Origin of the sequence: Aneurinibacillus thermoaerophilus (assembly GCF_900099925.1) — a bacterium.
In the GTDB taxonomy this organism is placed as follows: Bacteria; Bacillota; Bacilli; order Aneurinibacillales; family Aneurinibacillaceae; genus Aneurinibacillus; species Aneurinibacillus thermoaerophilus.
The window spans coordinates 144,790-158,810 of record NZ_FNDE01000002.1 but is presented as its reverse complement, the minus strand read 5'-3'; the positions used below and the strand labels follow the sequence as shown (position 1 = coordinate 158,810).

The window sequence follows — 14,021 nt, the reverse complement described above, 5'->3', positions numbered from 1 at the left end:
AACCTCCCTGCCTTCCGGCTTCCGGAAGGCTTTTTTTGATAGGGAAACTTCCTTAATATCCAAAAAAGAAGTAGGCGGAAAACACCGTACCGTTTTATAATACGAAATATGCATGGTATAATTGAACCTGCATGTTGCCCGCTACAAGCGGAAATATGGAAAGGAGCTTTCATACTGTATGAGTATACGCCACGATATTCGCAACATCGCGATTATTGCCCACGTCGACCACGGAAAAACGACACTGGTCGACAAAATGTTGATCCAATCCGGAACCTTCCGCTCTAACGAACAGGTGCAAGAGCGGGTAATGGATTCGAATGATCTAGAACGGGAACGCGGAATTACAATTCTTGCTAAAAATACCGCGATTACGTATAAAGACGTGACCATTAACATTCTGGATACGCCCGGACATGCCGATTTCGGCGGCGAAGTGGAGCGTATCATGAAAATGGTAGACGGTGTCCTGCTCGTTGTGGATGCGTTCGAAGGTTGTATGCCACAAACGCGCTTCGTACTAAAGAAAGCGCTCGAGCAAAACGTAACACCCATTCTTGTCATTAATAAAATCGACCGCGAAAATGCACGTCCAGCGGAAGTGGTCGACGAAGTGTATGACCTCTTTATCGACTTGGACGCTACAGAAGAACAATTAGATTTCCCGATTGTTTATGCTTCTGGCATTAACGGAACCGCAAGCATAGAACCGGATAAACAGGATAGCGATCTACGAGCTCTGTTCGATACCATCCTAGAGCATATCCCAGGTCCTGGTGGCGATGCTGACGCCCCGCTGCAATTCCAGGTAACCATGCTTGACTACAATGATTACATTGGCCGAATTGGTATTGGGCGCATTCACAGAGGAACCATCCGCAAAGGCGATACGGTCGCCCACATCAAACGTGACGGCTCCATCAAGCAAGTACGCATCAATAAACTGTTCGGATTTAGCGGATTGAAACGAATTGAAATTGAAGAAGCAAAATCCGGAGATATTATCGCGGTTGCTGGAGTGGAAGATATTAATGTCGGAGAAACAATCGCGGATGCGGAACAGCCGGAAGCATTACCGCTGCTAAAAATTGACGAGCCGACCCTACAAATGTCGTTCCTCGTCAACAATAGCCCATTTGCCGGACGCGAAGGGAAACACGTAACTTCCCGCAAACTGCGCGAGCGTCTGATGGCTGAACTGGAAACGGACGTTAGCCTGCGCGTCGAAGAAGTAACACCAGAGCAATTTACTGTATCCGGGCGTGGGGAATTACATCTGTCCATCCTGATTGAAAATATGCGCCGTGAGGGGTATGAGCTTCAAGTATCTAAACCTGAAGTCATTATCCGGGAAATCGACGGCGTAAAATGCGAGCCAACCGAACGTCTTATCATTGACGTTCCAGAGGAATATACAGGAGCTGTTATGGAATCTCTCGGCGCGCGCAAAGCAGAAATGATTAATATGGTAAACAATGGTTTTGGTTCTGTACGCCTGGAATTTCTAATCCCATCCCGCGGGCTTATTGGTTACCGGACTGAATTTTTGACCCAAACGCGTGGATACGGCATTATGAACCATTCATTCGACAGTTACCGTCCAGTTGTATCTGGAAGTATCGGCGGACGCCGTGCAGGTGTTCTCGTATCTATGATTGATGGTACAGCCACCACATACGGCATGCTGAGCGTAGAAGACCGTGGCACCCTATTTGTGAATCCAGGAACGGAGATTTACGAAGGTATGATTGTTGGTGAACACAACCGCGACAATGATTTGGTGGTCAACATCTGTAAAGAGAAGCACGCCACCAATGTTCGTTCCGCGACAAAGGAAGAGACGGTAAAACTGAAAACGCCGCGCATCATGACATTGGAAGAGGCGCTGGAATACCTGAATGACGATGAATATTGTGAGGTAACGCCGCAATCGATCCGTTTACGCAAAAAATATCTGAAAAAATCCGAGCGTGAAAAGGCCGCAAAGCAAGCGAAATATGGAGTCAACGTGTAAAGCGAAAAAAGAGAGCCAAGTTTGGCTCTCTTTTTTCGCTTACTTTTCATCCTTATTTCCCTCAACCTTTGGAACACGAGGCTCCTCAGGAGCCTCCGGCGGAGTCGGGGCCTCCGGTGCATCCGGACGCTCGTTTTTAGAATGAGAAGATACGTTTTCACTTACCGACTTTTCCCGGTCTAACCGATTACTCTCTTTGTTATGTTCACTGTCATTATCGGATGATTTTTTCTTGCGTTCAGAAGATTTGCTGTGCTTATCCTCTTCCTCGCTCGATTTTGTCTTTCTTGTTTGCTTCTTGGGCTCCTCTTCTTTCCAGGCTTCGCCTCGCTTCGAATGGGCTGGCTTTTTTTCTCCTTCTGCAGCGGTTTTCTTTATCTCTTCTTCACCAAGCGTTTTTTTAGAACGAGTTCTTCCGCCAGCCGGTGAATCATTATAGCTGGTTACCGTAGAAGGATCAATACCCATGGACAATTGCAGCGCAACCCGGTTTTTGTCCAACGTTTCCTGCGGGATAATTGTGCGACTTGTTTTAGCATCCCAATCAACGCCCGTATTCTCAAGCTTTACAATGCTGGAGGCGTCAAGTTTGCCGAATGTCATAGCAAGTGCCTTCATTTGCTCAAGGGAAAGGTCGGTCTTTACATTTTCTCCAACCGCATCCAACACTTTAAAGAAATTCGCGATACCTGAAAACGACTTCATCTTTTCCATTGCCGCCTGGATAACAGCCACCTGTCGATCATTTCGCTCATAATCGGTTGAATAATATTTCAGGCCGCGATCATCGTGGCGATGACGTACAAAGTCAAGCGCCTGCTTCCCATTTAATGTTTGCAATCCGGGATTTAAATCAATGCTCGTCCCGTCCGTCGGGTCGTGATATACAAGCCTGCGATCCACATTGACCTCAATGCCACCAAGCGCGTCAATCCCTTTTCTAAATCCTTCGAAGTCGATAAGCACATAATTATTAACCGGAATACCATAGATACTCTCAAGCGTTTTTTTTACCAGTGAAACCCCGGTCTCTTCTGGCTCTTCCTTTTTTTGTTCCGCTTCTTCACGCATCATCTCGCCACGCTTATATACGAAGTTAATCTTATGATCAAGCGTTTCTCCCGGAATAACAACCCGTGTATCACGCGGAATAGAAAGCATTGTGATTTTCTTCGTTTCCGGATTCAGCGTCATCAAAATCATAACATCTGTCAGACCGCCTCCGTACTCCTCATTTTCTCCGCGTGAGTCTTTGCCGAGCAGCACAATTGACATCGGCTTATCCGCTTCATAAATCGTTTCTGCTTTGGCCACACCAGCCTCTTTCGTCGACAGCTCGGCTTTATCCTGAATATTATGTATAAAGCTTTGAAACTTCAAATACGCGGCGGTCGCCGAGCCGCCCATAATAAATAATATAATAGTAAAAATAGTCAACCACTTTCGCTTCCGTTTCGCTTTGCGAGCTTTTTCTTTGCTTTTACTCGCTTTGCGAGATAGTTCCTGCGACATATAGGAATCTCGCACCTCCAGCTTTCTCCTAAACTAGTAGTCTATTTTTTGACGCTTTGGCAAAAAGAAAAGTTTCTTTTTTTGCCTATAGCTAAAACAACGATAATAAAGTTTAGTAAATTATGCAAGTCCTTTCTTCGCAATATTTTTTCTGTCATCGTTCCTCTCTACTATATTGAACACTCCCACTACTTACGCCTACGCTATAATTTTCATCCATTCAAGCATAGCCGCTACCACTTCTTCTCTCTCCGGTTCATTGAAAATCTCATGGTAACACTCCGGCCACTCTATGTATTTCTTTGCATCAACAGGCAACTTTCTTACCCACTCCCTCGTAGCGGAAGGACGAACAATCTGATCGGCCCCTGCCTGCATCACAAGCGTAGGAATATTGGGATACGCGTCTATTTCTTCATGAGCAAGCCGAACCGCTTTTTTCAGTTCTTTATACCAGCGTACGCTCACTTTCATCGTGATGAACGGATCATTTACGTATTTCATCGTTACAGCTTCATCCCGACTAATCGCTTCCGCTTTAATTCCTGTGGAAAGCCGAACGCCGGGCGCTACCTTATTTAAAAGCGAAGCAAAACGTTCCAAAACCGGGGGAATCTTACGTGCAATTCCAAGGCAAGGAGAAGAAAGAACGAGCCCATCCACATCCGGCCTTCTGTCTTCTACATACCTCACTACAATAAGCCCTCCCATGCTGTGTCCGAGCAAAAACACAGGACGCTTTCTGTCATGAGCCGCTGCAAGCCAATCATCAACAGCCGCCAAATATTCGTCAAAGGTGTCAATGTGACCCCTGCGTCCCTCTGAACGGCCTAATCCCGGTAAATCCCCGCCAAATACTGAATAGCCAGCTTCATTTAATTTTTCCGCCACCCAATGGTAACGTCCAAAATATTCTCCTGCACCGTGGATAATCACAACGCTGCCTCTTTCTTCTTCGACAGGCCAAGCCTCATGATAAACCTTCATCCGTTTTTATCCTCCACCGTCTTTCCATTATCATTCTACGGACGAGGAAGCCAATTCCTCACTCTATGTTAGAAAAACTCCCGGGCGTTGCCTCTCGCCCTTTTTCCTCCGAAAAGCCAAATGACAGCTTTATATCATTGCAGGTAAACCTTTCACAAATTTTTCCTCTCCAACAATTGGTAAATAAAAAACCTCTCCACTGCGGGAGAGGTTTTGATATATCTGTCACTTACAGTTATCCTGCATGATTGGAACGGTATGCCGTCGCTAAATAATCAGCCACCTCCGCCAATTTGCTTTCCGCAGCCCAGGAGATGGAGAGCGGAATATCATCAATCCCTCCATTGTGCATAGCCGAAGACGAACTTACAGCAATATACGGTTCACCAAAACGGGCAATACGTTCGGAACTGGTTCCTTCTTCTTTAAAAGGAATCTCCAGCGCGTATATTTTATTGGTCGAGGCATCCCGCATATGAATCCGAAACACCGGCTCTTCCTTGCTTCCCTTGCGCTGGAACCCCTGTTTTGTTAAAATTTCTTCCACCAGACTCAACGGCTTCGAAACACCTGACAGTTCCTTATTTCTCAGCACTCTTCCATCCTCCTTCTTGTTATACACTTACAAGAAATAGGGCTACAAATCATGCGAGAAGTTAACTTCGTGGTGGCATTGCAACGAATATTTAATTGTAAAGTTATCTTATCATAAAAAAAAGCGGATGAAAAATGAAACATCCGGTCATTTTTTGTAATATTTCATCGAATTTAGAACATTTCTTCTGAATGACCGCTTTATCTTAACATTTCTTTAATATTCCTTTTAAAAACCAGCAACTTCTTAGGAATTTTTCGCGGAAAGGTTGCACAATGGAGGAAAGCATACTATTATTAAGACATACTAATAACTGTATAAGTGACATACTAATCTTTCGATAATAATGAAAGAATGCAGGAAAGGATAGGGAAAATGGAAACACAAACAAACAAAGAGTTGAAGGATATTCTCAACGGAGAGAATGTACATTTTAATTTATCCGTAGCACAGCTTGTTGAAATGGCTGTTCTACGCAAACGCAGCCAACTGACCTCCACAGGTGCGCTCACTGCTAAAACCGGAAAATATACAGGTCGTTCCCCGAAAGACAAATTTATTGTAGACGAACCTTCCGTACATGATAAAATCGCATGGGGTACCGTAAATCAGCCAATTTCCGAAGAAAAGTTCGATAAACTATACCAAGACGTTATCAACTACCTGTACGGAAAAGAATTGCTCGTCTTTGACGGTTTCGCCGGCGCCGATAAACGCTACCGTCTGCCAATCCGCGTGGTAAACGAATTTGCATGGCATAACCTGTTCGCGCACCAGCTCTTTATTCGTCCGACGGAAGAAGAGCTGAAAACTCACACACCTGAATTCACAGTAATCAGCGCCCCAACATTTGAAGCTGATCCAAAAATTCATGGCACGAACTCTGAAACGTTCATCATTATTAACTTTGCGAAAAAAATCGTACTTATCGGCGGCACGCGTTACGCAGGCGAAATGAAGAAATCCATCTTCTCCGTTATGAACTACCTGTTACCGCAAAAAGGCGTGCTTTCTATGCACTGCTCTGCCAATATGGGAAAAGACGGGGATGTGGCGCTATTCTTTGGTCTTTCCGGTACAGGCAAAACGACGCTGTCCGCTGATCCGGATCGTAAACTAATCGGGGATGACGAACATGGCTGGTCAGATGACGGCGTATTCAACATCGAAGGCGGCTGCTACGCAAAATGCATTAACCTATCCGCTGAAAAAGAACCTGAAATTTTCAATGCAATTAAATTCGGTTCTGTACTTGAAAATGTTGTAATCAATGAAAAAACGCACGAAGCTGATTATAATGACAACAGCCTGACGGAAAATACACGTGCGGCTTATCCGCTGCATTATATTCCGAACGCTCTAATTCCGAGCGTGGCCGGGCATCCGAACGTTATTATCTTCCTGACTGCGGACGCGTTCGGCGTGCTGCCGCCCATCGCAAAATTAACAAAAGAACAGGCAATGTTCCATTTCTTGTCTGGCTACACTAGCAAGCTTGCTGGAACAGAACGCGGCGTAACCGAGCCGGAAGCGACGTTCTCTACCTGCTTTGGTGCCCCATTTCTTCCGCTCCCGCCTCGCGTATACGCAGAAATGCTGGGTGAAAAGATCGACAAGCATAAGGCGAAAGTATATCTTGTAAACACTGGTTGGTCCGGCGGACCGTACGGTGTCGGCAAACGCATGAATTTACCATATACCCGCGCGATGATAACCGCCGCGCTGAACGGTGAACTGGATAAAGAGGAATTCGTAAGCCATCCGGTATTCGGCGTTCTTATGCCGAAGAACTGCCCAGGCGTACCATCCGAAATTCTCAATCCTCGCAACACATGGACAGATAAAGAAGCATATGATGCGCAGGCAAAGAAACTTGCCGATCTGTTCATTAAAAACTTCGAGAAGTTCGCCGATATGCCGGAAAGCATCAAAAATGCCGCACCGAAAGCGGAATAAATTCTTTTATATGCTGACTAATATCCCGGGTCTTCCCGGGTTTTTTCTCTTTTTGTACATTCAGGCCAATGATTTACCAATCATATTTTTGCAAGCAAGTTAGAAGGAAAAACTCGCAGGCAGAGCCCGCGAGTTTTTCCTTTGCTTATCTCCTTTTATACACGTACGGAGTTGTATCGCGGCACAGCTCCAATTCCCCTTTTTCCTCCAGATACGAAAGGTGGGCGATGGTTTCACCAATAGCAAACCGTTGCTCATGCACGGTCAGAACACGGGAAAACAATTGTTGCGAAACCTGATAAGCCGTCATTTCACCCCGAACTTGTTCCAGCACGAAGGCCAGCCGTTCTTCATGATGGCGCAATAATTCTTCAATTCTTTCCTGCGCATCCGTAAATACAGGACCGTGCCCCGGCACCACAAGTGAAATCTCCAATGTCTTGATTTTTTCAAGCGAGGCAAGATAGGTGCGTAGCGGATTCGGGTCTCCATAGCCATGGTAAGATATATTAGGCGTAATTTTCTTCAGCAGATGATCACCTGCCAGCAATACTTTTTCTTCTTTGTTATAAAAACACATATGTCCTTCCGCATGGCCGGGCGTATGAATCGCTTCATATGTAAGCTCTCCAATACGGTATGTATCGCCCTCATGAATGATTTGTGTTTGTTCAGGAAACGGGCGAACTAATCCGTAAAACGCATCGTCATTTTCTCTGAGCTTACGAACCAACTCCTCCGGCATTCCGGCGGCAAGATAAAATTGTTCATTGCGTTCAAAATTTTCTTCGGTCCAGACGTAAAGCCCCCGGTCTTGAGCAGTTTCGCTTATGTAAACGTCGGCGCCTGTCCATTTCTGCAAGCCGCCTGCGTACCCAAAATGATCCGGATGATAATGCGTAAGAATAATCCTTCCCACATCTTCAGGCGCGATTCCGTATTCACGAAACGCTGCCTGCCACGTCCGCTTCGTTTCTTCACGGTTCAATCCCGTATCGATAACCGTCCATTTATTCTCAACACGTGCAAGGTAGCAATGTACATGATTTAGACGGAACGGCAGCGGTACGGTAACCTGATGAATGCCGTATTGCTTCAGTTGCTCCATACTATCTTCCTTTCACGCTGGATTACGTACTCATTTCCATCTTACCAAATTATTCGCACCAGAAAGCATAAGAAAGCTAGTATTTAATCCAATATACAACCAGGCGCGCCCATTCCGTTAAAATTTCCTGCGTGCTTTCATGGTCTTGCCACCAGTTGTCCAGCCACACCTTTTCCAATGAATAAGAGGCAACACTATTCACTTCGATCCCACTGTCCATAAACACCTTCCGGAAAATAAATATGGAGCGACGTGTATGCCAGTTGTCCGTTACCAGTGTAATGCGCTTATGATGCAGCGTTTTCCCTTTCAGCAATTCCCGCGTATACAATGCGTTCTCGTACGTGCTGCGCGATTTCTGTTCAAGAATAATGTCTTCATTCGGAACACCCAGTTGCTTAAGCAGCGCCACCATCTCTTTGCTCTCGGTTGTGCGCCAGGAAATTCGCGCGCCGGACGATACGATAATTTTGGGTGCAAGCCCGGCTTTATATAATTCAGCCGCTTTACGCGTGCGCTGGCCATCCCTCTCTCCGCCAAGCAGAATGATATAATCGCTTTTTTGCTTTTTGTCAGGATATACAAGATAGTGTGCCATTCCATTTAAAATCGGTTTGTATAATAAAAAAATAGCAATCAAAAAAAATACGCACGCACCAAATACGATTCTTTTTTTCTTCATGAAAATTCTCTTCATCATGTCCAAAGTTTACCTCTCATTCATCAAGAACCATACGAGTAGTATTTCCAGCAACAAAATAGTGGGAATCCCGGCAACGAACCGCCAATGCTTCGTCTTATGCCTGAATGTGTACATTCCCGCCAAACAACCAACCGCTCCGCCGAGCAGCGCCGCAAGAAACAGCGTTTTTTCTTTAATCCGCCACAAACCGCGCCGGGCCCTCCGCTTGTCAGCCCCCATCAAAATAAACCCTGCTACATTTATCACCACAGCGTAGCCAATTAGCCATGTCATTTCTTGATCCATCTTTTCTCCTTTCTCTCAGCTCGCGCATTAAGCGAAAGAAAACATCGTCTTTATTCCGCGAGCCAACAAAGAAAAAAGCGGCCCGCGTGCCGCTTCTATCTCATTTTTATTCTATTATTTTTGTTTCATCTTTAAAAGAGAAATAAGCTTTTCGTCCCCTTTATTCGTAGATATTTTCTTGCTCTTGCAACAGTATGACATAAACCTTGCCAGGCCCGTGTACACCAAACGCAAGATCTGCCTCAATATCCCCTGTCCGGCTCGGTCCCGTAATAAAATTAATGCAAGCCGGCAATCCTTCTGACATCTTCCCACGTACATACGCCATCGCTTCGGTAAGACGCGGAATGATCGTATTTTCGGAAATCACAGCGACAAACACAGGCGGGAGCAAGCTTACCAAGCGACCGCGTCCGCCGCCATTCCAGAGCATAACTGTTCCTGTTTCCGACAATCCCAGTTCGGCGTATGCAATCCCCATATCAACCCCTGCTGCACGATGGCGGAGTTCCTGTTCATCTAACAAAACATCCCAAACTTGATGCGCAATCCCGCGCTGTGTCAGCCAATCGTCGAGTCCAATCTTCTGTAACCGTTCATCATTCCAATAAACGACAGAACGTGCCGCAGAATCTTCAACAATACGCTCCAACGCCTTCCCGAGCTCCCCGCGCGAAGCCCGTAGCACTTCAGTGTGCAATGCCCGCAGGTTTTCGATAAACTGCTTGATTAACGTTTCCTGGTTCAACCCTGCATGCAAATGCACATACGGTTTCACCATCCAATCAGGCGGCATCACTCCACTGCGCCGTGGACGTCCAAGGCGGTTAGCGATCCGTGCCAAAAATTCTTCCCGCTGCTTAATTGTCACGTCCTCGTCCCTCCTTCTCTTGCTTCCACCATTCACGAAACGATTGCTTGGCCGGGCGCGGCAAATCGCGTATGCTTGTCCAACCAGCAAGCAGGCCAGGTCCCTTTTCGATGACACCTTCTTTCGCAAGCCAACCGGTGGCTACGTGCCCCGTACGTACCGCTTTGTCGTACAGGGAAGGATGAGAGGTTAAATAGCCGAACACTTTAAATGCAAACTTCTCCTGCCAAGAGACATGTCCCTGTTCCACTTCATCTTTCCTGTGCTCAATCAGCAAATCATGAAGCGGAATTTTGACCGGACAAACTTCGGTACAGGCGCCGCACAAGCTCGATGAATACGGCAACTCTTTCCATTCTTCGTACCCTTCGAAAAGCGGTGTCAACACAGCTCCGATCGGTCCGCTGTATACGCCGCCGTACGCATGGCCGCCGATATGACGGTATACCGGACATACATTTAAACAAGCTCCACAGCGAATGCATTTCAGCACCTCTTGATAAGCCGTGCCAAGAATGTCGGAGCGCCCATTGTCCAGCACAATCAAGTGAAACTCCTCTGGCCCGTCAATATCTCCACGACGCCGCGGTCCGCTCATTACCGTCATGTATACGCTGATTTTTTGTCCGGTCGCGCTGCGTGTCAGCATCGAAACCACAATGTCGAGTTCGCTCCAAGTCGGGACAAGCCGCTCCATGCCCATAATGGCGATATGAACCTTCGGCAGTGTCGTCGTCAGACGCGCATTGCCTTCATTACTGATTAACACAATTGAGCCTGATTCTGCTACAGCGAAATTACAGCCAGAAATGCCAATGTCCGCTTCCAGAAACTCGCGTCTCAATTCTTCGCGCGCGAACTGGCACAACACTTCCGTCTCATCCGAAAGCGCACGTCCCGCCACTTCTGAAAACAGCTCCGCTACTTGCGCCCTCGTTTTATGAATAGCGGGCGCGATCAAATGGGAGGGCGTCTCTTTGGCCAGCTGGATAATATATTCGCCCAAGTCGGATTCAATGACGCGCAACCCTTGTGCTTCCAAGTGCTTGTTTAAGTGAATCTCTTCCGAAACCATGGATTTTGATTTCACAACGGAACGTGCGTTTTTTTCTTGCGCGATGCGAAGTACGTGATTTACCGCATCCGCCGCCGTAGAAGCAAAATGAACATACCCCCCGTTCTTCTCTACGTTCAGCGCCAGCTGTTCCAAATAGCTATCTAAATTTTCAAGCGTATGGGCCCGTATTTGTGCCGCTAAATCGCGCCATTCTTCTATATTCCCCAGCTCGTCCGCCGCCTGAAATCGACCAGCGCGCAGCCTATCCTGCGTAAACGGCACCGCTTTGCGCAGCTGTTCATCACCAAGCGCTTTTTCTACACGCCCAAAAAACGTGATCGGTTGCCCGCTCATTTCGTTCCTCCTCTCGCCAGCACTTCGGCTACATGCATCACTTGTATCTCTTTTCCACTCCGGCGCAGCCGTCCGCCAATGTTCATTAAGCACCCCATATCTGAGCCAATAAGGACGTTCGCTCCCGTCTCTTCGATATGCTTAATTTTTTCATCTACCATCGCTTCTGAAATCGCGCTCATTTTCGCTGCAAACGTTCCCCCGAAGCCACAACAATCCTGACAATAGGGCAACTCTTCCATTCTGAGACCCTCCACCTGCGACAGCAGCGCCGCTGGTTCTTGCTTAAGCCCAAGGCCGCGGCTCATATGACAGGAGTGATGATATGTCGCAGTCGTCCGCAAATGGGCGTCAACTTTATCCACTTTTAACACATGAACAAGAAATTCGGAGAACTCATATGTTTTCTCGGCTACCGCTTTAGCACGCTTATACCAGAGCGCATTGTCTTTTAACAACTCAGGATAATAATGGCGAATCATCGCCACACAGGAACCTGAAGGGGCAACCACATATTCGCTGTCTCCGAACACTTCCACCATGTGTTTCGCCGCTTTGCGAGCGTCTTTATGGTAACCGCTATTGTACGCGGGCTGGCCGCAACACGTTTGCGCCTGCGAAAAATCGACTTCTACTCCATACCGTTCTAATACTTCTACCACACTCTGTCCAACATGTGGAAAAAACACATCTGAAAGACAGGTGATAAACAAAGAAACTTTCATTTCTTCTCCCCTCTCTGCCGTTTTATTTTTTGTATTTTTTTATTTTACAGAATAGAAAAACCACTGCCAATAAATATCCACGATATAGAAATTTCTTTGGAATTAAAAAATTTTATCTCATATATATATAAGAATAATACGGGCCAATCTTCTTCTTTGCGAAAAGCCATGAAAACTCAAAAAAGACAGGTTTGTCAATAGATTGGAATATTTTTTAACAAAATCTTTACATTAAATTAATGAAATGTTAATATGTTAATTACAAAACCAATCCAAACGAGGAGGTTGTATGTCATGAAACTTGTACAAATCCGTACAACAAAAGGTTACGATAAAATTCTGCCGCAACACGGCATGGTGATTAAAGAAACGGAGAACGACGTCTACCTCCTGTTTCCGGATGGACGATGCAAAGTCTCGCGTGAAGAGTTCAATAAATTTTGTTCGGATATTTAAAAGGAATGAATAAAAAACGAGGCGGTTCGTAATCATGCATAAGATCGCCTCGTTCTTTTCTTTTGATTTTCCTCCTATCGCTTGTGTCGCTTGATGATTTCAACACCCGAAAACTTCCCGTCGCCATCGCCAGCAACGTTCCGCTTTCCGCTTCCACCCGTGCTTCCGTCGTAATTGTGCGCCTGGTACGATATACCATTCTTCCGCACATGTACACTTTTCCTTATTGCCACCAAAAAATCAAGAACCTTATCGCACATCTGTAGGCAGGAGTTTTTTTCTTTTACCGAAACACACATAATATATGCTCTTTGGCAAAACAGAATGTCGAAACATTAGGAAATATATATCCTGTAAGGAGGCTTTAATAGTGGGCATAAACTTGAAAGAAAAGTTCAACACAGGATTGACTCCGGCTCAATTTATGGAAGGAATGACAAAAAACAAGGAAGTGTTCCATGATTGGTACCACCGCTTTACGTGGCCGAAAGGAGAAAAGGCGTTTTTCACATCTCTGCGCCAAAAGAGTGACTGGCGTTGTTTGATCCTTGCAGCCGATTGGTGCGGCGACGTAGTACGCAACGCGCCCGATTACGAAGAAAAAATCAAAGAAGCGCGCGCAAAAATGCTTGCGGAGTATGGTGAAGGCACGAAATACCAGGAGACGATTGTCCGTGAGCTGCGCGAGGTTCTCTCCTCCCTGTCATGTTAACCGGGAACGACCTTAGCGTCGTTCTTTTTTTGTCTGCTATAATGGTATGATATAAAAAGAGGAGGCTTATACTATGAGACCAAACCCTATTTCACTTGAAACAGCTAAAATGCTATCTGAAAAGCTAAATATACCGATTGAGCAGATTATGCATATGCCCCAGCACATTCTGCTCCAAAAAATAACCGAACTGGCCAAACAAGAAAAAACGGAGAAAAATGAAGATTAGAAGATTTGAACCACAGGACGCAGAACAAATTCGGCAGTTGTTCTACGATACGGTTCATACGATTAACGCCAGAGACTATTCAAAAGAACAGGTAGACGCTTGGGCTCCGGAAGCACTGGCTGCCGATAAGTGGGGACAAATGCTTGCGTATAATATCTCATACGTAGCCGAACAAGATAGCGTTATTATTGGCTTCGGCGACTTGGCGCGCAACGGCTATATCAATTGCCTGTATGCGCACAAAGACTTTCAGCGCAAAGGCGTAGGCTCCGGCTTGTTAGCTCAGCTTGAAACCGAAGCCAGAGCGCTCGGTCTTACGGAAGTATTTGCAGAAGCGAGCATTACAGCCCGTCCGTTCTTTTTAGCACAGGGCTATCAGTGCGTACAAAGCCAAAATAAAGAACACAACGGTTCGGTTTTTTTGAATTATGTTATGAAAAAGCGGTTATTGTAGTAA

The 14,021-nt window shown here is 46.0% G+C and carries 16 protein-coding genes; 6 read left to right on the top strand and 10 right to left on the bottom strand.

Annotation, left to right across the window (positions count from 1 at the left end; genetic code table 11):
- The first annotated feature begins 178 nt into the window (after positions 1-178).
- Complete coding sequence (gene typA, locus BLR88_RS02100; protein ID WP_057899630.1) at positions 179-2,014, top strand: translational GTPase TypA; 1,836 nt, start codon at positions 179-181, stop codon at positions 2,012-2,014.
- A gap of 39 nt (positions 2,015-2,053) precedes the next feature.
- Here typA and BLR88_RS02095 read toward each other — a convergent pair whose 3' ends face one another.
- From BLR88_RS02095 to BLR88_RS02085, 3 genes are all read right to left on the bottom strand, one after another.
- Entirely contained in the window at positions 2,054-3,526 is a 1,473-nt protein-coding gene (locus BLR88_RS02095) for an LCP family protein (protein WP_139184888.1), read from the bottom strand.
- Between the two features lie 198 nt (positions 3,527-3,724).
- Positions 3,725-4,513 carry an alpha/beta hydrolase gene (locus BLR88_RS02090; RefSeq protein WP_057899632.1) on the bottom strand — a complete coding sequence of 263 codons (789 nt, stop codon included), beginning with the start codon at positions 4,511-4,513 and terminating at the stop codon, positions 3,725-3,727.
- 235 nt (positions 4,514-4,748) lie between these two features.
- Positions 4,749-5,108: a hypothetical protein gene (locus BLR88_RS02085; RefSeq protein ID WP_057899633.1), complete on the bottom strand. Its 360-nt coding sequence runs from the start codon at positions 5,106-5,108 to the stop codon at positions 4,749-4,751.
- Between the two features lie 375 nt (positions 5,109-5,483).
- Here BLR88_RS02085 and pckA point away from each other — a divergent pair, with 375 nt between their 5' ends.
- Complete coding sequence (gene pckA, locus BLR88_RS02080) at positions 5,484-7,064, top strand: phosphoenolpyruvate carboxykinase (ATP) (protein WP_057899634.1); 1,581 nt, start codon at positions 5,484-5,486, stop codon at positions 7,062-7,064.
- A gap of 145 nt (positions 7,065-7,209) precedes the next feature.
- Here pckA and BLR88_RS02075 read toward each other — a convergent pair whose 3' ends face one another.
- The 6 genes from BLR88_RS02075 to BLR88_RS02050 form a co-directional block, all read right to left on the bottom strand.
- Positions 7,210-8,172, bottom strand: a complete 963-nt coding sequence (locus tag BLR88_RS02075; RefSeq protein ID WP_057899635.1) for an MBL fold metallo-hydrolase — start codon at positions 8,170-8,172, stop codon at positions 7,210-7,212.
- Positions 8,173-8,248: 76 nt separating this feature from the next.
- A complete protein-coding gene (locus BLR88_RS02070; protein WP_175493534.1) occupies positions 8,249-8,854 on the bottom strand; it encodes a YdcF family protein in 606 nt (201 codons plus the stop codon).
- A 27-nt stretch (positions 8,855-8,881) separates the two neighbouring features.
- Complete coding sequence (locus BLR88_RS02065; RefSeq protein WP_057899637.1) at positions 8,882-9,160, bottom strand: DUF1294 domain-containing protein; 279 nt, start codon at positions 9,158-9,160, stop codon at positions 8,882-8,884.
- A gap of 160 nt (positions 9,161-9,320) precedes the next feature.
- Positions 9,321-10,031, bottom strand: a complete 711-nt coding sequence (locus BLR88_RS02060; protein ID WP_254778199.1) for a LutC/YkgG family protein — start codon at positions 10,029-10,031, stop codon at positions 9,321-9,323.
- Positions 10,021-11,442 (bottom strand): LutB/LldF family L-lactate oxidation iron-sulfur protein, encoded by a 1,422-nt coding sequence (locus tag BLR88_RS02055; protein ID WP_091259818.1) that lies wholly within the window; start codon positions 11,440-11,442, stop codon positions 10,021-10,023. Before BLR88_RS02055 ends, BLR88_RS02060 begins: the two co-directional genes overlap by 11 nt.
- Complete coding sequence (locus BLR88_RS02050; protein ID WP_057899640.1) at positions 11,439-12,167, bottom strand: (Fe-S)-binding protein; 729 nt, start codon at positions 12,165-12,167, stop codon at positions 11,439-11,441. Before BLR88_RS02050 ends, BLR88_RS02055 begins: the two co-directional genes overlap by 4 nt.
- 294 nt (positions 12,168-12,461) lie before the next feature.
- Between BLR88_RS02050 and BLR88_RS19290 the strand changes: the two genes are divergently transcribed.
- Positions 12,462-12,623 carry a hypothetical protein gene (locus BLR88_RS19290; protein ID WP_156424084.1) on the top strand — a complete coding sequence of 54 codons (162 nt, stop codon included), beginning with the start codon at positions 12,462-12,464 and terminating at the stop codon, positions 12,621-12,623.
- On the opposite strand, the gene BLR88_RS02045 is transcribed toward BLR88_RS19290, so the two are convergent.
- On the bottom strand, positions 12,598-12,822 hold the full coding sequence (locus tag BLR88_RS02045; protein ID WP_139184887.1) for a hotdog family protein: 225 nt from the start codon (positions 12,820-12,822) through the stop codon (positions 12,598-12,600). The two genes, BLR88_RS19290 and BLR88_RS02045, sit on opposite strands and share 26 nt — an antisense overlap.
- 171 nt (positions 12,823-12,993) lie before the next feature.
- Here BLR88_RS02045 and BLR88_RS02040 point away from each other — a divergent pair, with 171 nt between their 5' ends.
- The 3 genes from BLR88_RS02040 to BLR88_RS02030 all read left to right on the top strand — a co-directional run bounded on the left by BLR88_RS02040 (position 12,994) and on the right by BLR88_RS02030 (position 14,018).
- Positions 12,994-13,335: a thioredoxin family protein gene (locus tag BLR88_RS02040; protein ID WP_057899642.1), complete on the top strand. Its 342-nt coding sequence runs from the start codon at positions 12,994-12,996 to the stop codon at positions 13,333-13,335.
- 73 nt (positions 13,336-13,408) lie between these two features.
- The gene (locus BLR88_RS02035; RefSeq protein WP_082706085.1) at positions 13,409-13,564 is read left to right on the top strand and encodes a YycC family protein; all 156 of its coding nucleotides are present in this window, start codon (positions 13,409-13,411) and stop codon (positions 13,562-13,564) included.
- The gene (locus tag BLR88_RS02030) at positions 13,554-14,018 is read left to right on the top strand and encodes a GNAT family N-acetyltransferase (RefSeq protein WP_057899643.1); all 465 of its coding nucleotides are present in this window, start codon (positions 13,554-13,556) and stop codon (positions 14,016-14,018) included. Before BLR88_RS02035 ends, BLR88_RS02030 begins: the two co-directional genes overlap by 11 nt.
- The last annotated feature ends 3 nt before the right edge of the window (positions 14,019-14,021 follow it).

Bases quoted from the DNA above. Each gene is read 5' to 3' on its own strand.
- BLR88_RS02090 (WP_057899632.1), bottom strand. From the start codon at position 4,513: ATGAAGGTTTATCATGAGGCTTGGCCTGTCGAAGAAGAAAGAGGCAGC.
- BLR88_RS19290 (WP_156424084.1), top strand. From the start codon at position 12,462: ATGAAACTTGTACAAATCCGTACAACAAAAGGTTACGATAAAATTCTG.
- BLR88_RS02095 (WP_139184888.1), bottom strand. From the start codon at position 3,526: ATGTCGCAGGAACTATCTCGCAAAGCGAGTAAAAGCAAAGAAAAAGCT.
- pckA (WP_057899634.1), top strand. From the start codon at position 5,484: ATGGAAACACAAACAAACAAAGAGTTGAAGGATATTCTCAACGGAGAG.
- BLR88_RS02075 (WP_057899635.1), bottom strand. From the start codon at position 8,172: ATGGAGCAACTGAAGCAATACGGCATTCATCAGGTTACCGTACCGCTG.
- BLR88_RS02070 (WP_175493534.1), bottom strand. From the start codon at position 8,854: ATGAAGAAAAAAAGAATCGTATTTGGTGCGTGCGTATTTTTTTTGATT.
- BLR88_RS02050 (WP_057899640.1), bottom strand. From the start codon at position 12,167: ATGAAAGTTTCTTTGTTTATCACCTGTCTTTCAGATGTGTTTTTTCCA.
- BLR88_RS02065 (WP_057899637.1), bottom strand. From the start codon at position 9,160: ATGGATCAAGAAATGACATGGCTAATTGGCTACGCTGTGGTGATAAAT.
- BLR88_RS02055 (WP_091259818.1), bottom strand. From the start codon at position 11,442: ATGAGCGGGCAACCGATCACGTTTTTTGGGCGTGTAGAAAAAGCGCTT.
- BLR88_RS02030 (WP_057899643.1), top strand. From the start codon at position 13,554: ATGAAGATTAGAAGATTTGAACCACAGGACGCAGAACAAATTCGGCAG.
- typA (WP_057899630.1), top strand. From the start codon at position 179: ATGAGTATACGCCACGATATTCGCAACATCGCGATTATTGCCCACGTC.
- BLR88_RS02035 (WP_082706085.1), top strand. From the start codon at position 13,409: ATGAGACCAAACCCTATTTCACTTGAAACAGCTAAAATGCTATCTGAA.
- BLR88_RS02045 (WP_139184887.1), bottom strand. From the start codon at position 12,822: ATGGTATATCGTACCAGGCGCACAATTACGACGGAAGCACGGGTGGAA.